Annotated in this window: 24 protein-coding genes; 13 read left to right on the top strand and 11 right to left on the bottom strand. The window is 58.5% G+C overall.

The genetic code is table 11. The features are described from left to right. Positions 1–9: 9 nt before the first annotated feature. On the bottom strand, positions 10–267 hold the full coding sequence (gene rpmA, locus B2J69_RS04870; protein ID WP_006121751.1) for a 50S ribosomal protein L27: 258 nt from the start codon (positions 265–267) through the stop codon (positions 10–12). A gap of 15 nt (positions 268–282) precedes the next feature. Next, positions 283–594: a 50S ribosomal protein L21 gene (rplU, locus tag B2J69_RS04875; RefSeq protein WP_033749281.1), complete on the bottom strand. Its 312-nt coding sequence runs from the start codon at positions 592–594 to the stop codon at positions 283–285. Between the two features lie 256 nt (positions 595–850). Between rplU and ispB the strand changes: the two genes are divergently transcribed. Together ispB and B2J69_RS04885 are read left to right on the top strand one after the other, a co-directional pair. Continuing rightward, positions 851–1,822, top strand: coding sequence for an octaprenyl diphosphate synthase (ispB, locus tag B2J69_RS04880; protein ID WP_081136935.1), 972 nt, complete (start codon positions 851–853; stop codon positions 1,820–1,822). A gap of 245 nt (positions 1,823–2,067) precedes the next feature. Next, positions 2,068–2,370, top strand: a complete 303-nt coding sequence (locus tag B2J69_RS04885; protein WP_081136938.1) for a helix-turn-helix domain-containing protein — start codon at positions 2,068–2,070, stop codon at positions 2,368–2,370. 72 nt (positions 2,371–2,442) lie between these two features. On the opposite strand, the gene murA is transcribed toward B2J69_RS04885, so the two are convergent. The 7 genes from murA to mlaF form a co-directional block, all read right to left on the bottom strand. Next, complete coding sequence (gene murA, locus B2J69_RS04890) at positions 2,443–3,702, bottom strand: UDP-N-acetylglucosamine 1-carboxyvinyltransferase (protein ID WP_081136940.1); 1,260 nt, start codon at positions 3,700–3,702, stop codon at positions 2,443–2,445. Between the two features lie 66 nt (positions 3,703–3,768). Continuing rightward, positions 3,769–4,026, bottom strand: a complete 258-nt coding sequence (ibaG, locus tag B2J69_RS04895) for a BolA family iron metabolism protein IbaG (RefSeq protein ID WP_033749277.1) — start codon at positions 4,024–4,026, stop codon at positions 3,769–3,771. 114 nt (positions 4,027–4,140) lie between these two features. Further along, positions 4,141–4,446, bottom strand: coding sequence for a lipid asymmetry maintenance protein MlaB (gene mlaB / locus B2J69_RS04900; RefSeq protein WP_081136942.1), 306 nt, complete (start codon positions 4,444–4,446; stop codon positions 4,141–4,143). Between the two features lie 2 nt (positions 4,447–4,448). After that, on the bottom strand, positions 4,449–5,081 hold the full coding sequence (gene mlaC / locus B2J69_RS04905) for a phospholipid-binding protein MlaC (RefSeq protein WP_081136944.1): 633 nt from the start codon (positions 5,079–5,081) through the stop codon (positions 4,449–4,451). A 13-nt stretch (positions 5,082–5,094) separates the two neighbouring features. Next, a complete protein-coding gene (mlaD, locus tag B2J69_RS04910; protein ID WP_081136946.1) occupies positions 5,095–5,640 on the bottom strand; it encodes an outer membrane lipid asymmetry maintenance protein MlaD in 546 nt (181 codons plus the stop codon). A gap of 4 nt (positions 5,641–5,644) precedes the next feature. Next, the gene (gene mlaE / locus B2J69_RS04915; RefSeq protein ID WP_081136948.1) at positions 5,645–6,427 is read right to left on the bottom strand and encodes a lipid asymmetry maintenance ABC transporter permease subunit MlaE; all 783 of its coding nucleotides are present in this window, start codon (positions 6,425–6,427) and stop codon (positions 5,645–5,647) included. 4 nt (positions 6,428–6,431) lie between these two features. Next, complete coding sequence (gene mlaF / locus B2J69_RS04920) at positions 6,432–7,247, bottom strand: phospholipid ABC transporter ATP-binding protein MlaF (protein ID WP_081136950.1); 816 nt, start codon at positions 7,245–7,247, stop codon at positions 6,432–6,434. A gap of 225 nt (positions 7,248–7,472) precedes the next feature. Between mlaF and B2J69_RS04925 the strand changes: the two genes are divergently transcribed. The 11 genes from B2J69_RS04925 (at position 7,473) to npr (ending at position 15,437) form a co-directional block, all read left to right on the top strand. Further along, positions 7,473–8,453 carry a calcium/sodium antiporter gene (locus B2J69_RS04925; protein ID WP_081136952.1) on the top strand — a complete coding sequence of 327 codons (981 nt, stop codon included), beginning with the start codon at positions 7,473–7,475 and terminating at the stop codon, positions 8,451–8,453. A 17-nt stretch (positions 8,454–8,470) separates the two neighbouring features. Beyond that, complete coding sequence (kdsD, locus tag B2J69_RS04930; protein WP_081136954.1) at positions 8,471–9,457, top strand: arabinose-5-phosphate isomerase KdsD; 987 nt, start codon at positions 8,471–8,473, stop codon at positions 9,455–9,457. 13 nt (positions 9,458–9,470) lie between these two features. Then, on the top strand, positions 9,471–10,037 hold the full coding sequence (gene kdsC, locus B2J69_RS04935) for a 3-deoxy-manno-octulosonate-8-phosphatase KdsC (protein ID WP_081136956.1): 567 nt from the start codon (positions 9,471–9,473) through the stop codon (positions 10,035–10,037). Next, the gene (gene lptC / locus B2J69_RS04940; protein ID WP_081136958.1) at positions 10,034–10,603 is read left to right on the top strand and encodes an LPS export ABC transporter periplasmic protein LptC; all 570 of its coding nucleotides are present in this window, start codon (positions 10,034–10,036) and stop codon (positions 10,601–10,603) included. The genes kdsC and lptC overlap by 4 nt, the downstream gene beginning before the upstream one ends. After that, positions 10,581–11,129 (top strand): lipopolysaccharide ABC transporter substrate-binding protein LptA, encoded by a 549-nt coding sequence (lptA, locus tag B2J69_RS04945; protein ID WP_081136960.1) that lies wholly within the window; start codon positions 10,581–10,583, stop codon positions 11,127–11,129. The genes lptC and lptA overlap by 23 nt, the downstream gene beginning before the upstream one ends. Before the next feature lie 5 nt (positions 11,130–11,134). Beyond that, positions 11,135–11,860: an LPS export ABC transporter ATP-binding protein gene (gene lptB, locus B2J69_RS04950; protein ID WP_081136962.1), complete on the top strand. Its 726-nt coding sequence runs from the start codon at positions 11,135–11,137 to the stop codon at positions 11,858–11,860. Positions 11,861–11,907: 47 nt separating this feature from the next. Further along, positions 11,908–13,341 carry an RNA polymerase factor sigma-54 gene (rpoN, locus tag B2J69_RS04955; protein WP_081136964.1) on the top strand — a complete coding sequence of 478 codons (1,434 nt, stop codon included), beginning with the start codon at positions 11,908–11,910 and terminating at the stop codon, positions 13,339–13,341. 21 nt (positions 13,342–13,362) lie between these two features. Then, on the top strand, positions 13,363–13,650 hold the full coding sequence (gene hpf, locus B2J69_RS04960; protein ID WP_081136966.1) for a ribosome hibernation promoting factor: 288 nt from the start codon (positions 13,363–13,365) through the stop codon (positions 13,648–13,650). A gap of 129 nt (positions 13,651–13,779) precedes the next feature. Continuing rightward, positions 13,780–14,259, top strand: a complete 480-nt coding sequence (gene ptsN / locus B2J69_RS04965) for a PTS IIA-like nitrogen regulatory protein PtsN (RefSeq protein WP_081136968.1) — start codon at positions 13,780–13,782, stop codon at positions 14,257–14,259. Between the two features lie 54 nt (positions 14,260–14,313). Next, the gene (gene rapZ / locus B2J69_RS04970) at positions 14,314–15,168 is read left to right on the top strand and encodes an RNase adapter RapZ (RefSeq protein WP_081136970.1); all 855 of its coding nucleotides are present in this window, start codon (positions 14,314–14,316) and stop codon (positions 15,166–15,168) included. Then, positions 15,165–15,437 (top strand): PTS phosphocarrier protein NPr, encoded by a 273-nt coding sequence (gene npr, locus B2J69_RS04975; protein ID WP_081136972.1) that lies wholly within the window; start codon positions 15,165–15,167, stop codon positions 15,435–15,437. The genes rapZ and npr overlap by 4 nt, the downstream gene beginning before the upstream one ends. 3 nt (positions 15,438–15,440) lie before the next feature. On the opposite strand, the gene mtgA is transcribed toward npr, so the two are convergent. Together mtgA and arcB are read right to left on the bottom strand one after the other, a co-directional pair. Continuing rightward, positions 15,441–16,160, bottom strand: a complete 720-nt coding sequence (mtgA, locus tag B2J69_RS04980) for a monofunctional biosynthetic peptidoglycan transglycosylase (RefSeq protein ID WP_081136974.1) — start codon at positions 16,158–16,160, stop codon at positions 15,441–15,443. 885 nt (positions 16,161–17,045) lie between these two features. Then, positions 17,046–19,388: an aerobic respiration two-component sensor histidine kinase ArcB gene (gene arcB / locus B2J69_RS04985; protein ID WP_081136976.1), complete on the bottom strand. Its 2,343-nt coding sequence runs from the start codon at positions 19,386–19,388 to the stop codon at positions 17,046–17,048. Positions 19,389–19,492 lie beyond the last annotated feature (104 nt).

The following is a 19,492-nucleotide window of genomic DNA, read 5'->3' on the forward strand; positions in this document are numbered from 1 at the left end:
ACGACAACCTTACTCAGCAACGATGCTGATGTATTTACGGTTGTTCGGACCTTTCACTTCGAATTTTACTTTGCCGTCTGCGGTAGCGAACAGGGTGTGGTCACGACCACAGCCTACGTTGTTACCGGCGTGGAACTTAGTACCACGCTGACGAACGATGATGCTACCTGCCAGAACAGATTCGCCACCGAAACGTTTTACACCCAGACGTTTTGCATTGGAGTCACGACCGTTACGAGTCGAGCCACCAGCCTTTTTATGTGCCATTTGTCAGATCTCCTCTTAAGCGCTGATGCCAGTGATTTTCACATCAGTGAACCACTGACGGTGGCCAGCCTGCTTACGGTAGTGCTTACGACGACGAAACTTAACGATCTTAACTTTCTCGCCACGACCGTGCGCAACGATTTCAGCTTTGATCACGCCGCCTGAAACCAGTGGCGCGCCGATTTTCACGTCTTCGCCATTTGCGATCATCAGCACCTGGTCAAACTCAATGGTTTCACCGGTTGCGATGTCCAGCTTTTCCAGGCGAACGGTCTGACCTTCGCTTACTCGGTGTTGTTTACCACCACTTTGGAAAACCGCGTACATATAAAACTCCGCTTCTGCGCATGCCTTTCGTTCATCAGGCGGCGCGATAAATATTCACAATAGGGCGCGAATTCTACGCAAATCTCCAGCAGAAGACAAGTGCACTTTGCACTCTCTTGCAGAAAAAAAACACAGGCCGATCGCAAACGTTTCTCATCCGGAAAATTCAAGTACAATCAGTAACAGATTACCTGAACTCAGGCTGGTTAAAGCACGTACCATAAGCCGTTGAAACGAGTCAAAGCTGAACAGACGAATGAACTTAGAACAAATTAATGAATTAACCGCGCAGGATATGGCGGCCGTCAACCAGACCATCCTCGACCAGCTGAATTCCGAGGTCTCGCTGATCAATCAGCTTGGCTATTACATTATCAGCGGCGGCGGCAAACGCATCCGTCCGATGATCGCCGTGCTCTCTGCGCGCGCGCTGGGCTATCAGGGCGACCTGCACGTGACGAACGCGGCGCTGATCGAATTTATCCACACCGCCACGCTGCTGCATGACGACGTGGTGGATGAATCCGATATGCGTCGCGGCAAAGCGACGGCGAACGCGGCGTTCGGCAACGCAGCCAGCGTGCTGGTCGGCGATTTTATCTACACCCGCGCGTTCCAGATGATGACCAGCATGGGCTCGCTGCGCATCCTGGCGCTGATGTCGGAAGCGGTGAACGTGATCGCCGAAGGCGAAGTGCTGCAGCTGATGAACGTTAACGATCCCGACATCACCGAAGAGAACTACATGCGGGTGATTTACAGCAAAACCGCGCGTCTGTTCGAGGCGGCGTCGCAGGCTTCCGCCATTCTCGCGGAGGCAACGCCGGCGCAGGAAAAAGCGATGCAGGATTACGGGCGCTTTCTCGGCACCGCGTTCCAGCTGATTGACGATCTGCTCGACTACAGCGCCGACGGCACCACGCTAGGCAAAAATACCGGCGACGACCTGAGCGAAGGCAAACCGACGCTGCCGCTGCTGCATGCGATGCACAACGGCACGCCGGAGCAGACGAAAATGATCCGCGAAGCGATCGAACAGGGCAACGGCCGTCACCTGCTTGAGCCGGTACTTGCCGCGATGCAGCAGTGCGGCTCGCTGGAGTGGACGCGCAAGCGCGCCGAGCAGGAAGCGGACAAAGCGATCGCCGCCCTCAGCGCCCTGCCGGAATCGCCCTGGCGCAGCGCGCTCGAATCGCTGGCGCATATGTCGGTGCAGCGCGACTTCTGATCCCCAGGCGGAGCGCCCTGCGCAGCTCCGCTTTTCCCTGCCCGCTTCACTTTTTCCCGAAATGTCTCTTATCTGTTGCCGCGCTTTTGCGTAGTGGCGCGCACTTCTCCTGGCTGAGCCAAAAATTACTGGAAGCAGATGGAAACTTTCTGTTATAAATTTCCATAAGTTTCCAGATAAGAGAAACCAGCAAGGTTCCCGGCTGCAAGGGAAACATTTCACCCCAGGAACAAGGAGAATGCGATATGCAAAAAAGGATTGAAGACTGGCATCCCGCCGATGTGATCGCCGCGCTGCGCAGACGCGGCACGACGCTGGCGGCGCTGTCGCGCCAGGCGGGATTAAGCTCCTCGACGCTGGCTAACGCCCTTTCACGTCCGTGGCCGAAAGGCGAGTGGATTATCGCCGACGCGATCGACGTCCACCCCGCCGAGATCTGGCCAAGCCGCTACTACGATCCACACACGCATCGGCTGCTGGATCGTAAAAAGCGCATTCGATCGCTGGCGAAGCCGGAAACGATCGAGCAGGATCCCGCCAGCGTCTGAGTCTCTACCAGGCGAAAAAAAACCAGCCGCGCAAAAGCGGCTGGTTTCATGTTAACGGCTTAACGTCGACGCTTATTCGCCGCTGACGCGCTCAATCTGCGCGCCCATCGCCTTCAGCTTGTCTTCGATATGCTCATAGCCGCGATCGATATGATAGATGCGGTCCACCAGCGTCGTGCCTTCCGCGATGCAGCCCGCCAGCACCAGGCTCGCTGACGCGCGTAAATCGGTCGCCATCACCTGCGCGCCAGAAAGCGTTTCCACGCCGTGACAAATCGCGGTGTTGCTCTCGATCTCCGCATGCGCGCCCATACGGATCAGCTCCGGGATGTGCATAAAACGGTTTTCGAAAATAGTTTCGGTGATCACGCCCGTGCCTTCGGCAACCAGGTTGAGCAGCGTGAACTGCGCCTGCATGTCCGTCGGGAAGCCAGGATGCGGCGCGGTGCGCACGTTGACCGCCTTCGGACGCTTGCCGTGCATATCCAGGCTGATCCAGTCGTCGCCGGTTTCGATATCGGCGCCCGCGTCGCGCAGCTTCGCCAGCACGGCGTCCAGCGTGTCCGGCTGGGTATTGCGGCACAGCACTTTGCCGCCTGAGATCGCCGCCGCCACCAGGAAGGTGCCGGTTTCGATACGGTCCGGCAGCACGCGATAGACGCCGCCGCCCAGACGCTCAACGCCTTCGATAGTGATTTTGTCGCTGCCTGCGCCGCTGATCTTCGCGCCGAGCGCGATCAGGAAGTTGGCGGTATCGACAATCTCCGGCTCGCGCGCCGCGTTCTCGATGATGGTGACGCCGGTGGCCAGCGTCGCCGCGCTCATGATGGTGACCGTCGCGCCGACGCTCACTTTATCCATCACGATATGCGCGCCTTTCAGACGACCGTCGACAGAGGCTTTGACGTAGCCCTCTTCCAGCTTGATCTCCGCGCCCAGCTGCTCCAGGCCCGCAATATGTAGATCCACCGGACGCGCGCCGATGGCGCAGCCGCCCGGCAGCGAAACCTGTCCCTGCCCAAAGCGCGCCACCAGCGGCCCCAGCGCCCAGATAGAAGCGCGCATGGTTTTCACCAGATCGTACGGCGCGCAGAAGATGTCGACCTGGCTGGCGTCGACGTGTACGGAGCCGTTGCGCTCGACCTTCGCACCCAGCTGGCTCAGCAGCTTCATCGTGGTATCGATATCACGCAGCTTCGGCACGTTCTGGATCTCGACCGGCTCTTCGGCCAGCAACGCAGCAAACAGAATCGGCAGCGCGGCGTTTTTCGCCCCGGAAATGGTCACTTCACCGCTTAAACGGGTGGGGCCTTGCACACGAAATTTGTCCATTAACACGGCTCTCAATTAGCTAAAGACGGATGGGGCTCGCCAGCGGCGAGCGCCCCTGAGGCGGGCTTAAAAACCGTTGAGTTTACGGTCGCGCGCCCATTCAGCAGGGGTGTAGGTTTTGATAGAGACGGCATGAATGCGGTTGTCGGCGATATATTCCATCAGCGGCGCATAAACAGCCTGCTGTTTTTTCACGCGGCTCAGCTCGCCAAACATTTCACCCACGGCGATCACCTGAAAGTGGCTGCCGTCGTTGCTCATTACGTGGACTTCGTCCAGCGGCAGTGCCTTCATCAGCACGGCCTGAATTTCACTGTTTTCCATTGCTCATTACTTCATTTGGAATAATAAAGGGTGACATCTTAGAGGAAAGCGCCGGACTCTTAAACATGCAAAAGCCCCTGCGGAAAACAGGGGCTTAACGGATGCGAAAAACAATCAGGCGCTTTTATCCGCAGAAACAATAATCTGCTGCAGATTGTAGAGGGTGATCAGCGACTGCAATTTCTCGCTGATGCCGCTAAAGCGCGGCGTAACGCCCTGCGCACGCGCGATTTCCCGCAGGTGCACCAGCAGCGCCAGACCGGCGGAATCGACGCGCGCCAGGCCAGAGACGTCGATAATCTCCGCCTTGTCGATTAGCGTCTCGCGCTGCTGCCAGAGCGCCAGCAGCGTATCGCGGTTCAGTTCGCCGTACAGCGACAGCGTGCTGGCGTCACGCTGCCAGCGTAATGACTCATGCATCGTTACTGTTTATCCAGCGTAATCGGCTGTGCCGCGTAGGTTTTAAGCTGGGCGGTCAGGCCGTCGATGCCTTTGGTGCGCAGCAGATCGCTCCACTCGTTCTGTTTGGTGGTGATCATGCTGACGCCTTCCGCCACCATGTCATAGGCCTGCCAGTTGCCGCTCTGGCTGTTCTTGCGCCACTGGAAATCGAGGCGAACCGGCGGACGGCCGTTGGGATCGACGATGGTGACGCGAATCGCGACGATTTTCGCGTCGCCCAGCGGCTGTTCAGGCTGGATCTGGTAGGTCTGGCCGTGATAGAGCGCCAGCGCCTGACCGTAAGCCTGCGCCAGGTAGTCGCCAAAGGCGCTGAAATAGGCCTCGCGCTGCGCCGGCGTCGCTTCACGGTAGTAGCGGCCCAGCACTAAGGCGCCGGCGTACTTGATCTGCACATAGGGCAGCAGCTCCTGGCGCACCACGTCGCGCAGATAGTTAGGGTTCTGCTTGATTTTCGGCTGCTCGTTTTTCAGGCGCGTAAAGGTTTTCGCCGCCGCTTCGTCCATCAGCTTATAGGGATTAGTTTGATCGGCGGCGTTCGCCGCAGCCAGCGGCGCGACCGCCAGCATGGCAATCATCAGGAAACGTTTGAACATCGTTTTTTACCTCTCAGGGTTGGGCCGGGGCCGCAGGCGCGCTGTCGGCACCCTGCGGATCCTTGTTATTCGTGCCGTCTTTGTTGTCGCCGCCGCTCTTATACAGGAACTGACCGATCAGGTCTTCCAGCACGATAGCCGACTTGGTATCGCGGAGCGTGTCGCCGTCTTTCAACATCGCCGAGCCCAGCTCGGGATCGTCAAAGCCTAGATTCAACGCTAAAAATTGCTCGCCGAGTAAGCCCTGCGTGCGGATCGCCAGCGAACTGGTGTCGGAAATTTTATCGGCGTACTCGTCGCTGATCGCCATCGTTACGCGCGGCAGCAGGGTTTTCGGTTCGAGAGAGATATCGGTGACGCGGCCAATTACCACGCCGCCGATCTTCACCGGCGAGCTGACTTTCAGGCCGCCAATATTATCGAAGGTGGCATAGAGCTGCCAGGTCGGCTGCGTGCCGAGCGACTTAAGATCCGCCACGCGCAGGCAGAGAAACAGCATCGCCACCAGCGCCAGCAGCATAAACACGCCAACCCAAATTTCGCTTTTTTTGCTTTGCATTGCATTAGTTCCCAAACATCAGTGCTGTCAGCACAAAATCCAGACCGAGCACCGCCAGCGAGGCGTGCACCACGGTGCGCGTCGTCGCGCGGCTGATCCCTTCAGAGGTCGGAATCGCGTCGTAACCGTTAAACAGGGCGATCCAGGTGACCGTCACGGCAAAAACGGCGCTTTTAATCAGGCAGTTGATCACGTCGGTGCGAAAATCGACCGCGTTTTGCATCGCCGACCAGAAGAAGCCGGGATCGATGCCTTTCCAGCTCACGCCGACCAGCGCGCCGCCCGCGATGCCGACGGCGGTAAAGATCAGCGCCAGCAGCGGCATGCTGATAAAGCCCGCCCAGAAACGCGGCGACACCACGCGGCGTAGCGGATCCACCGCCATCATCTCCATGCTGGAGAGCTGTTCGGTCGCCTTCATCAGCCCGATCTCCGCCGTCAGCGCCGATCCGGCGCGCCCGGCAAACAGCAGCGCCGTTACCACCGGTCCCAGCTCGCGCAGCAGCGACAGCGCCACCAGCATGCCGAGACTGGTTTCCGCGCTATAGGTGGTCAGCACCAGATAGCCTTGCAGCCCCAGCACCATGCCGATAAACAGCCCGGAGACCACGATAATCAACAGCGACAGGACGCCGACGCTGTAGAGTTGCCTGATCAGCAGCGGCGCGTGTTTTCGAAAGGCAGGTTTGCCTACCAGCGCGTGAAACAGCATTAACCCTGCCCGCCCGAAGGTGGAGCAGGTATTGATTCCGCGACGTCCTGTTGACGCCAGCGCCTTTAACAACATGAGTTTACACTCTCCCTGAGCCGGTAAGATCGGCAAGATAGTCTCCGGCGGCAAACCGGAACGGAACAGGGCCGTCCGCAATCCCATCCAAAAACTGACGCACGCGCGGATCGGGGTTTTCCCGCAGCTGCGGCGTGCTGCCCTGAGCAATGATTTTTTGCCCGGCCACAATATACGCTCTGTCGGCGATGCTGAGTACTTCCGGCACATCGTGCGACACCACGATGCAGGTGAGGCCCAGCGAATGGTTCAGCTCATCGATCAGCTTCACCAGCACACCCATAGTGATGGGATCCTGGCCGACGAAAGGCTCATCGAACATGATCAGCTCCGGCTCGAGCGCGATGGCGCGCGCCAGCGCCGCGCGCCGCGCCATACCGCCGGAGAGCTCCGCCGGCTTCAGCTGCGCCGCGCCGCGTAAGCCGACCGCCTCCAGCTTCATCATCACCGTGCTGTGCAGCAGCGCCGCAGGCAGCCGGGTGTGCTCCCGCAGCGGCCAGGCGACGTTTTCATAAACAGTCAGATCGGTAAAAAGCGCGCCCGACTGAAACAGCATGCTCATTTTTTTGCGCGTCTCGTAGAGTTTCGCGCGCGACAGTCGGGGGATGTTTTCGCCGCGAAACCAGATCTCGCCGCGATCGGGTTGCAGCTGGCCGCCGATCAGACGCAGCAGCGTGGTTTTACCAATGCCCGACGGTCCCATAATGGCCGTGACTTTTCCCTTCGGCACCGTCAGCGAAATATCGTCGAAAATCGCACGATCGCCGCGTGAAAAACTGACGCCACGAACCTCAACCAGGTTCGTTTCCTGTTGGTCCATTATTACCTCTTCTGTGGATCGGGCGTTATAAAGCCTACGATGGTAGCCTGTAACGCGCCAGTGCACGATAGCTTTACAGAAACTTACCGCCTTGATTTGGCTAAAGCGGGCATAAAATTTACTTTTGCCGCTCAGACGGTCAAAATCAGCGCCTGTTTGTGATGACAGAACCTGAAACCTGCCGTACAAGACGTGGCGGCAACGCATTTCATCCAAGGATTTTTCATGTTCGTAGCCTCTGCCCTGCTGATCGTTGGTTTGATTTTACTGGCTTACGGCGCCGATCGCCTGGTGTTTAGCGCCGCGATACTGTGCCGATCCTTCGGGATCCCGCCGCTGATTATCGGCATGACGGTGGTAAGCATCGGCACCTCGCTGCCGGAGATGATCCTCTCGTTTTCAGCGGCGCAGCATGGCCAGATGGATCTGGCGGTCGGCACGGCGCTCGGCTCCAACATCACCAATATTCTCTTGATCCTCGGCGGCGCGGCGCTGCTGCATCCCCTGAACATACACTCCAATCTGGTGCGGCGCGAACTGCCGCTGATGCTGCTGGTCTCACTTCTCAGCGGCCTGATGCTGTTCGATAACTACCTGAGCCGTCTCGACGGTGTCGGCCTGATCGCCATCGCCATCCTCTATTTGCTGGTGGCGATCCGCTTCGCGCGCCGCGCCGAGCGCGACAATAGCGACACCCTGACGCGCGAACAGCTTGCAGAGCTGCCGCGCGAAGAGAGCGGCAACACGGTGGCGTTTCTCTGGCTGGCGGTCGCGCTGATTATTTTGCCGATGGCGACGCGTATGGTGATCGACAACGCCACCGCCTTCGCCGACTATTTCGGCGTCAGCGAGCTGGTGATGGGTGCCACGCTGATCGCGGTCGGCACCAGCCTGCCGGAGCTGGCGACGGTGATCGCCGGTGCGCTGAAAGGCGAAGACGATATCGCCATCGGCAATCTGATTGGTGCCAATATTTATAATATCGCTATCGTGCTGGGCCTGCCGGCGCTGATGAATCCCGGCAGCGTAGACGAACACGCCTTCGCGCGCGATTACTGGGTGATGCTCGGCGTCAGCGCCCTGTTCGCCCTGCTCTGCCTGCAGCGCAGCCGCCGTATCGGCCGCCGTGCAGGAACGCTTTTACTCTGTGGTTTCATCGTCTGGGGCGCCCTGTTGTGGATCCAGCCCGCTTTCATCGACGGATAACAAAGGACCGATTTGCCATGTCAACTCAGCTTTCAATCGCGAATTTCGACTTTCAAGCGGCGGGAAAAGCGGTACTGCGCATTGAGCGTGAAGGTCTCGAACAGCTGGACCAGTATATTAACGACGACTTCACCCGCGCCTGCGAGATGATCTATCGCTGTCAGGGCAAAGTGGTGGTGATGGGGATGGGCAAATCGGGCCATATCGGCAAGAAGATGGCCGCCACCTTTGCCAGCACCGGCACGCCGGCATTTTTTGTGCATCCCGGCGAAGCCAGCCACGGCGATCTCGGCATGGTCGGCGGCAACGACGTGGTGCTCGCCATCTCTAACAGCGGCGAATCCAACGAGATTCTGGCGCTGATCCCGGTGCTAAAGCGGCAGCATGTGCCGCTTATCTGTCTGACCAGCCGTCCCGACAGCGCCATGGGCCGCGTCGCCGACGTGCACCTGTGCGTGAAGGTGCCGCAGGAAGCCTGCCCGCTCGGGCTGGCACCGACCAGCAGCACCACCGCGACGCTGGTGATGGGTGATGCGCTGGCGGTGGCGCTGCTTGAGGCGCGCGGCTTTACCGCCGAGGATTTCGCGCTGTCGCATCCGGGCGGCGCGCTGGGACGCAAGCTGCTGCTGCACGTCAGCGACATTATGCACAGCGGCGACGAGATGCCGCACGTGACGCGCGACGCCTCGCTGCGCGACGCGCTGCTGGAGATCACGCGCAAAAATTTAGGGCTGACGGTGATTGTCGACGATCTGATGAAGATCGAAGGGATTTTTACCGACGGCGACCTGCGCCGCATCTTCGATATGGGCATCGATTTCCAGCATGCCACCATTTCGGAAGTGATGACGCGCGGCGGCATTCGGGTGCGCCCCAATATGCTGGCGGTCGACGCGCTGAACCTGATGCAAAACAAAAACATTACCGCGCTGCTGGTGGCCGATGACGATCGTCTGCTCGGTGTGGTACATATGCATGACATGCTGCGCGCCGGCGTAGTCTGAACAGGAAACGAACATGTCGCTAAATACTTCACTGGTGGAAACCTGCTACGGACCCGTTAGCGCGGAGGTCATGGCGCGCGCCAGCCAGATCCGCCTGCTGATTTGCGACGTCGACGGCGTAATGTCGGACGGCGTGATCTACATGGGCAACAATGGCGAAGAGCTGAAGGCCTTTAACGTGCGCGACGGCTACGGCATCCGCTGTTTGCTAACCTCAGATATCGAGGTGGCGATCATTACCGGCCGCAATGCGCGTCTGATGGAAGATCGCTGCAAAACCCTGGGCATTCGCCATCTTTATCAGGGACAGTCCGATAAGCTTTTGGCCTATCGCGAACTTCTGGATAAACTGTCGCTTTCCGATGAGCAGGTCGCCTATATCGGCGACGATCTGATCGACTGGCCGGTCATGGCCAGAGTGGGGCTGAGCGTCGCCGTCGCCGATGCGCATCCTGTGCTGCTGCCGCGCGCCCGTTACGTCACGCGCATCGCGGGCGGACGCGGCGCGGTGCGCGAAGTGTGCGACCTGATTTTAATGGCGCAGAACAAATTTGAGGATGCCAAAGGGCTATCAGTATGAGTAGAAGCAGGCGTTGGATAACGCTGATCCTGGCCTTGATCGCGCTGGTGCTGATCGGCTGGAACCTGACCAGCCAGGATGACGCGAGCGCGCCGGTCGCCGCCAGCGATCAGGAGCCGACCTATACCAGCGCGAATTCGAATACCGTGGTCTACAACCCGCAAGGGGCGCTGGCGTACAAACTGGTGTCGGACAAAGTGACCTATTTCGCCGCGGACGAGGTGAGCTGGTTCGACAAGCCGGTGATGACCACCTACGACGAAAACAAGGTGCCGACCTGGTCGGTGCGCGCGGATAAAGCCAAACTCACTAAAGATCGTATGCTTTATCTGTATGGTCATGTGGAAGTGAATACGCTGACGCAGGATTCCCAGCTGCAGCGCATCAAAACGGACAATGCGCAGGTCAATCTCGTCTCTCAGGACGTGACGTCCGACGACCAGGTCACGCTGTTCGGGCGCGGTTTTAACTCTACCGGCATGAAAATGCGTGGAAATTTACGGACGAAAAACGCCGAGTTGATTGAAAAGGTCAAAACTTATTATGAAATCCAAAATGCACAATAACAGCCTTAAGTTTTTCCTGGTCGGCGCGCTGCTGGCGGCCAGTCTGCCCGCGCTGGCGGTGACCGGCGACTCGGACAAACCGGTCAACATCGACTCTGAAAACCAGGCGCTGGACCTGCAAGGCAATGTGGCGACCTTTACCGGCAACGTCATCGTCACCCAGGGCACCATTAAAATCACCGCCGATAAAGTGGTGGTTACGCGTCCCGGCGGCGACAGCAATAAAACCATCGTTGATGCCTGGGGCAACCCGGCCACCTTCTACCAGATGCAGGACAGCGGCAAGCCGGTGCAGGGCCACGCGGCCAAACTGCACTACGAGCTGGCGAAAGATTTCGTCGAGCTGACCGGCAACGCCTACATCGAACAGCAGGACAGCAATATCAAAGGCGACCGCATCACCTATCTGGTTAAAGAGCAGAAAATGCAGGCCTACAGCCAGGGTCAGAGCAAGCGCGTCACCACCGTGCTGGTGCCGTCGCAGCTGCAGGACAAAAACGCTAACAGCCCGAAAAAGAGTAACTGATCGCTATGGCCACACTAATCGCAGAAAACCTGGCGAAGGCCTATAAGGGCCGTCGCGTGGTGGAAGACGTCAGCCTGCAGGTGAAGTCCGGCGAGATCGTCGGCCTGCTGGGCCCCAACGGCGCGGGTAAGACCACCACCTTCTACATGGTCGTCGGCATCGTGCCGCGCGACGCGGGCCGCATCGTCATTGACGACGACGACATCAGCATCCTGCCGCTGCACGCGCGCGCGCGTCGTGGCATCGGCTATCTGCCGCAGGAAGCGTCGATTTTCCGCCGTCTGAGCGTTTACGACAACCTGATGGCGGTGCTGCAAATCCGTGACGACCTCACCGAGGAGCAGCGTCAGGATCGCGCCAACGAGCTGATGGATGAGTTTCATATTGCCCATCTGCGCGACAGCATGGGCCAGGCGCTATCGGGCGGCGAGCGCCGCCGCGTCGAAATCGCCCGTGCGCTGGCCGCCAATCCGAAATTTATTCTGCTGGATGAGCCGTTTGCCGGCGTCGATCCCATCTCGGTTATCGACATCAAAAAGATCATCGAGCATCTGCGCGACAGCGGCCTCGGCGTGCTGATCACCGACCACAACGTTCGTGAAACCCTGGCGGTGTGCGAACGCGCCTATATCGTTAGCCAGGGGCACCTGATCGCCCACGGCACGCCAAATGAAATACTTGCAGATGAGCAGGTTAAACGGGTTTATTTGGGCGAAGAGTTCAGACTCTGATAAGGTGTCGTTAATACGATGTTTGCTTAGGAAATCCCGTCCTGAATATGAAGCAAGGTTTGCAACTCAGGTTCAGCCAACAGCTGGCGATGACTCCACAGCTGCAGCAGGCCATCCGACTGCTGCAGCTCTCTACGCTTGAGCTTCAGCAGGAGCTGCAGCTGGCGCTGGAGAGCAATCCCCTGCTGGAGCAGGCTGACGTGCACGAAGAGATCGACAGCCGCGACTATCAGGAAGATGAGGTGCTGGACACGCGCGAGGCGCTGGAACAGAAAGAGATGCCGGACGACCTGCCGCTCGACGCCACCTGGGACGAGATGTATACCGCAGGCACCCCTTCCGGCACCGGCACCGACTATCAGGATGACGAGCTGCCGGTCTATCAGGGCGAAACCACCCAGTCGCTGCAGGATTACCTGATGTGGCAGGTGGATCTGACGCCATTCACCGACACCGATCGCGCCATCGCCACCTCTATCGTCGACGCCATCGACGATACCGGCTATCTCACCGTTTCGCTTGACGAGATCCTCGACAGCATGGGCAATGACGAGCTGGCGCTGGATGAGGTCGAAGCGGTGCTGAAGCGCATTCAGCGTTTCGATCCGGTCGGCGTCGGCGCGCGCGATCTGCGCGACTGCCTGCTGGTGCAGCTCTCCCAGTTCGCTCCGGCCACGCCGATGCTGGCCGAGGCGCGCCTGATTGTCAGCGAACATCTCGATCTGCTGGCCAACCACGATTTCCGCAGCCTGATGCGCGTCACCCGCTTTAAAGAAGAGGTGCTGAAAGAGGCGATGCAGCTGATCCAGTCGCTGGATCCGCGCCCCGGTCAGTCGGTGCAGACCGGCGAGCCGGAATATGTCATCCCCGACGTGCTGGTGCGCAAGGTCGGCAAGCGCTGGACGGTAGAGCTGAATAGCGACAGCGTGCCGCGTCTGCGCATCAATCAGCACTATGCCGCGATGGGCGGTGCCGCGCGCAACGACAGCGACAGCCAGTTTATCCGCAGCAACCTGCAGGAGGCGCGCTGGCTGATCAAAAGCCTCGAAAGCCGCAACGATACGCTGCTGAAGGTGACGCGCTGCATCGTCGAGCAGCAGCAGGCCTTTTTCGAGCAGGGCGAAGAGTTTATGCGTCCGATGGTGCTGGCGGATATCGCGCAGGCGGTGGATATGCATGAATCCACTATCTCGCGCGTGACCACGCAAAAATATCTGCACAGCCCGCGCGGCATCTTCGAACTTAAATATTTTTTCTCCAGCCACGTCAACACCGAAGGCGGCGGCGAAGCCTCCTCCACGGCGATTCGGGCGCTGGTGAAAAAATTAATCTCGGCGGAGAATCCCGCTAAACCCTTGAGCGACAGCAAGCTCACCTCCATGTTGTCTGAACAGGGCATTATGGTGGCGCGCCGTACCGTCGCTAAATATCGCGAGTCTTTATCTATCCCGCCATCGAACCAGCGGAAACAGCTGGTTTGACAGAAATGAGAAGGAAGACCTATGCAGCTAAATATCACTGGGCAAAACGTTGAAGTCACCGAACCGCTGCGTGAGTTCATCAACAACAAATTTGCCAAACTGGAACACTATTTCGATCGCATCAATCAGGTTTATATTGTTCTGAAAGTGGAAAGGGTCACTCAGGTTGCGGACGCGACCTTACACGTCAACGGCGGCGAGCTGCACGCCACGTCGGAAGCGGAAGATATGTATGCGGCGCTTGACGGGCTGGTCGACAAGCTCGCCCGTCAGCTTAACCGGCATAAAGACAAACTGAACAAACACTAACCTTCACGCTTGCAGCGCGCCCCGCGCGCTCAGGGCGGTCTGGATGGGGCGGATTTACCGCCCCGTTTTGCCATCTGTGCAAGCGCCGCGGCCACGCCGCGGCTCTGTGAACTCGCAAGTGAAACGATAATGAACAACGATCTGATACTGGAACTGAGCACCGTGCTGACGCCGGACTGCACGCGCAGCGGCGTACACTGCCAGAGTAAAAAACGCGCGCTGGAGATTATCAGCGAGCTGGCAGCGAAGCAGCTTAATCTGCCGCATCAAACCCTGTTTGAGGCGATCCTGACCCGTGAGCGCATGGGCAGCACCGGTATCGGCAACGGTATCGCGATCCCGCACGGCAAGCTGGAAGAGGACACGCTGCGCGCGGTCGGCGTGTTTATCAGCCTGGACCAGCCTATCGCCTTCGACGCGGTAGACAACCAGCCGGTCGACCTGCTGTTTGCGCTGCTGGTGCCGGCGGATCAGTGCAAAACGCACTTGCACACCCTCTCTCTGGTCGCAAAGCGTCTGGCGGACAAAACCGTTTGCCGCCGCCTGCGCGCGGCGCAGAGCGATGAAGAACTCTACGCCATCATTACAGAAGCTCCAGAGGAGCAGTAACGCGCGCTGCGCTTTTACCGGCGTGCGCGCCGGTTTAAAACGGGAGAGAAGGTCATGGTGCTGATGATCGTTAGCGGTCGGTCAGGCTCAGGAAAATCGGTGGCGCTACGCGCGCTGGAAGATATGGGATTCTACTGCGTCGATAACCTGCCCGTGGTGCTGTTGCCCGAGCTGGCAAACTCGCTGGTGGAGCGCAATATCTCGGCGGCCGTCAGCATCGACGTGCGTAATATGCCGGAGTCGCCGGAAGTGTTCGAACATGCGCTAAATAATCTGCCGGACGCCTTTTCGCCGCAGCTGCTGTTTCTCGATGCCGATCGCAATACGCTGATCCGCCGCTACAGCGATACGCGTCGTCTGCATCCGCTCTCCAGTAAGAACCTGTCGCTGGAAAGCGCCATCGACGAAGAGAGCGATCTGCTGGAGCCGCTGCGCTCGCGCGCCGATCTGATTATCGATACCTCCGAGATGTCAGTGCACGAGCTGGCGGAGATGCTGCGCACGCGGCTGCTGGGCAAGCGCGAACGCGAGCTGACGATGGTGTTTGAATCCTTCGGTTTTAAGCACGGCATTCCCATCGACGCCGACTACGTTTTCGACGTGCGCTTTCTGCCGAACCCGCACTGGGATCCTAAACTGCGCCCGATGACCGGCCTCGATCGCCCGGTCGCGGCGTTTCTCGATCGCCACACCGAAGTGCATAACTTTATCTACCAGACGCGCAGCTATCTCGAGCTGTGGCTGCCGATGCTGGAAACCAACAACCGCAGCTACCTGACCGTCGCTATCGGCTGCACCGGCGGCAAACACCGTTCGGTCTATATCGCCGAGCAGCTGGCAGACTACTTCCGCTCACGCGGCAAAAACGTGCAGTCGCGCCATCGCACGCTGGAAAAACGTAAATCATGACCGTTAAACAAACCGTGGAAATCAAAAACAAGCTGGGCATGCACGCGCGACCGGCGATGAAGCTGTTCGAGCTGGTGCAAAGCTTCGACGCCGAAGTGCTGCTGCGCAACGAATCAGGCACCGAGGCGGAGGCGAGCAGCGTGATCGCCCTGCTGATGCTTGATTCTGCCAAAGGTGGTCATATTGAGATTGAAGCCAGCGGCCCGGAAGAGCACCAGGCGCTGGCGGCCGTTATCGAACTTTTCGAGGCCGGCTTCGACGAAGAGTGATGCTTAGTCGAGATGATTACGCTGCAGGAAGCCCTCGCCGCCCAGCTGGCGCATCTGCCGCATAATCCACTGCTGGCGCTGGCGCACATAGCCTGACGGCGCGTCGGCGCGGAAGCGAATTGGGTTAGGCAGCACCGCTGCCAGCAGCGCCGCTTCCGCGATAGTCAGCCGACTGGCCGGCTTGTGAAAATAGCGCTGCGACGCCGCTTCCACGCCGAAGATCCCCTCGCCGAACTCGGCGATGTTCAGGTAGACCGTCAGGATGCGGCGCTTGGTCCAGACGGTTTCGATGCCCACCGTCAGTCCCGCCTCCAGCCCTTTTCTTAGCCAGCTGCGTCCATCCCAGAGAAACAGGTTTTTCGCCGTTTGCTGCGACAGCGTGGAGGCGCCGCGCATGCGCGAGCCCTCGCTGTCGAGCACCGATTCAATCGCATCGACGTCAAATCCCCAGTGCGTCGGGAATTTCTGATCCTCCGAGGCGACAACCGCCAGCGCCATCCACGGCGAAATCTCGTCGTGACCCACCCAGTCAGAGTGTGCCACATAGTGAAAATCGCCGCTCAGCCAGGCGCCGAGCTGCCTCTCCGCCATCACCGCGGAAAAGGGCACCGGCAAAAAGGCGAACAGACCAATACCGATAACCCATACGCCCAGCAGCGTCACTATCACGCGCGTGGCGATACGTTGAATGCCTCGCCAGAGGCTCCCTTTATTCCTGCTCATGCAATGTTCTCTTACCTGTTCCCTGAATTAATCAATTCCTGACGTGATGAAAGGCGCATCTCCGTCAAAAAGGCTGATGAAGAGCGAAATTATGCGCATATTGACGCCGTCAGCGCTCTTTTTTACCGCCGTAAAGCGCCAACAGATCGAATCACATCAAGCACTTCCGTTAAAAAGGAATCGGTTCCATACTTGTTGCGCGCTTATCGCTTTTCACGACATACACTTAACCATTTGTGATAAACCTCACAATGATTCATTCACGATATTAAACCTTCACTCTGGCGTCACTGTTCTGCTACTCACTATTTAGCGTAAAGGAACAGAAAACAGACAACCTCATGCTGCCAATTCCAGCGCTAAAGCGGCGATAAAATCACGCTATTCCGCCGATTGCTTTCTGCGGATTTGCCTGGCATCACAACGATTTGGAAATTTACGCGTGCGCTTTCCAAAACGTTTTGGATAAAGTGCGGCACCAGGTTAATTTACCTAATATTATCAATGCATTACATACAAAACACCTGCAAATTCCTTGCGAAAGCGTTTTTCCCTGCCTTGCGGCGCGCCTCGCAGCGCGCCGGCAAACAAAAACCGCGCAAAAACTGGAACAATTGGTCAAAATGAGCGCAATGCAACGCAGAAATTGATTCCTTGCTTGACTGTGTTGCCAAATTAATGTTTTCTGTATTTAAACGCTGCTCAACATCACACATTTTAATGAATCTTCACCCAGTCATTAATGGAATTTGCTAAGGTGATGGCATGTGTTAACCAATACCACGCTGCTGCACGTTAACTCGAATCAGTATAGCAACAGCGCCTTTTTCCCTGGTGTTGGCGCAGTATTCGCGCACCCCGGTCTTCGACTGGGGTCATTTTTTTTCAGGCCCGTGGTTTTTCTCTTTCTGCTACCCACTCGCGTAATACCTGCACGTCGTGACGCCATTCGCGCTTAAGCTCTTCAACCCATTCGCCCACGTTGTCCCACCATGCCGGCAGCTCCGGACTCTGGATCTGTTTCGCCACCTGCTGCAGGTGCTGTAATCCCACCGATCCCGCCGCGCCTTTAATTTTGTGGCCCTCTTCCGCAATGCCTTTCTGGTCGCGCGCCATCAGATTGGAGTCGAGCACCTCAAGGTAGCCTGGCATCATCTGTTCGAACATCGTCAGGCTCTGCGTAATCAGTCCGGGGCCGACCAGTTCGATATATTGCTCCAGCATCGGCACATCGAGCAGCGCGCGCGTCTTGTCGTCGCCCTCCTCGCGATCGGCCTGCGCGTCGTCGCTGGGGTGATCCCAGAACTTTTTGATCATGGCGGTTAGCGCCGGCACCGACAGCGGTTTACTCAGCACGTCGTCCATGCCCGCCTCCAGATACTCTTTTTTATCCTTGAGCACGTTGGCGGTCAGCGCCACCAGCGGCGGCAGGCTGGCGTCGGGGTAGCGCTGATGAATGGCGCGCGAGACGTCGAGACCGGTCATATCCGGCAGCTGGATATCGAGCAGGGCGAGGTCGAACTCCAGCGGGTCGAACATCTCCAGCGCGGCCTGCCCGGTCATCGCCACTTCGACGCTGCAGCCGAGTTTTTCCAGCACCGAACGCGCCACCACCACGTTTAGTTCAATATCCTCGACCAGCAGCACGTGCAGCGCCGGCAGCGGCATGCTGTCGTCTCTGCTGTCATCTTCTACCTCTTCAGCCACGCGCGGCGCGTTGATCAGCACGGTGAAGCAGGATCCCTGCCCCGGCGCGCTGCGCACGGTGATATCGCCGCCCATCGCCTGCGCCAGACGGCGCGATACCGCCAGGCCAATGCCGGTGCCGGTCGCCGGTTTGCCGCCGTGCTGATCTTTCACCTGATAGTACATGGCGAAGATCTTATCCTGCTCATCCTGCGGGATGCCCTGGCCGGAGTCTTCCACCTCAAAACGCAGCATCTCATTCTGCTCATAGGCGACGCGCACCACGATTTCGCCGTGCTGGGTAAATTTCACCGCGTTGCCGATCAGGTTCCACAGGATCTGGCGCAGGCGCGTGCCGTCGGCGCAAATTTTGTGCGGCAGCGGCAAGCCTGGCGCCATCACGAACTTCAGCCCTTTCGGCTGCGCCAGCAGCCCGGAGAGGTTTTCCAGATCCGCCAGGAAGCCGGTAAAGTCGAGCGGCTGGTTATCCAGCTGCACCTTGCGGCGTTCGATCTTGTCCACCTCAATCACGTCGTTAAAAATGTTGCCGAGCGTAATGGCGGAGACATGAATGGTTTTCAGGTACTTCAGCTGCTCCTGATTGAGATCGGTGTCGAGCAGGATGCGGCTCAGGCCGACAATGCCGTTAAGCGGCGTACGCAGCTCGTGGCTGATCGTCGAGATAAAGGTGGTCTTTTCCCGGCTGGCGTTCTCCAGCGCGTCCTGATAGCGCTTACGCTCGGTAATATCGCGGCCGAAGCCCATTAGCCCGCTGCGTTTGCCAACGCGGTCGTAATAGGGCACTTTGCGGATCTCAAAGCAGGCCTTGCGCCCGTCTGGGTACTGCAGCCACTGCTCATAGGTGAGCGACACGTTGTGGCGGAACACCTTCTCGTCGGTCTCCAGCACTTTGGTCGCCGCATCTTCGTCGTAGATGTCGCGCGGCGTCAGGCCAATCAGCTGTTTTTCGCTTTTGCCGGTCAGCAGCTCCATGGCGCGGTTGCAGCCGGAGAACTGTTTGTCGATATTGCGGTAGAACACCAGATCGGGCGAGGCGTCGAGGAAAGAGCGCAGAAACGAGGATTGCTGCTCCAGTTCGATCTGCGCCTGCTCGCGGCGCGCCATCTCTTCGCGCAGCTTATCCATTACCTGCTCGCGCGCCTGCTCCGCTTTAATACGGTCGTTGATTTCCTGATTGAGCTGGGTGATGGTCTCTTTCATCTGCTGGTTTAGCTCGAGATCGCGGGTGCGCATCTCCTCCAGCTTGTCCACCAGCCTGGAAAGACGCTGACGCGACTCCTCAAGCTGATCGACCACCACCGAGAGAAAGTAGACCGCCCAGGGCGTAATCAGCAGGCCAAAGAACACCGAGCGCACCACGTCGATGCTCTCTACGTGGCCGCGCAGCACCATGGTCACCGCCATCTGCACCACCATCGCCAGCACCACCAGCGCCGACGCCAGCAGCAGCGAAAAGCGCACCAGTCCCAGCTTCACCATCAAATCAACATAATATTGCGCCAGCAGGCGGATCTGTTTCATACGAACTCCCTGGAAAAGAACAGGCTCATCATAGCGTAATTCCCTGCGCGATGGCGCTGCGCATGGCGGTAAAGCGCGCGTTGCGCCCCATAATGGTGCATCTG

The organism is Pantoea latae (assembly GCF_002077695.1).
GTDB lineage: Bacteria > Pseudomonadota > Gammaproteobacteria > Enterobacterales > Enterobacteriaceae > Pantoea > Pantoea latae.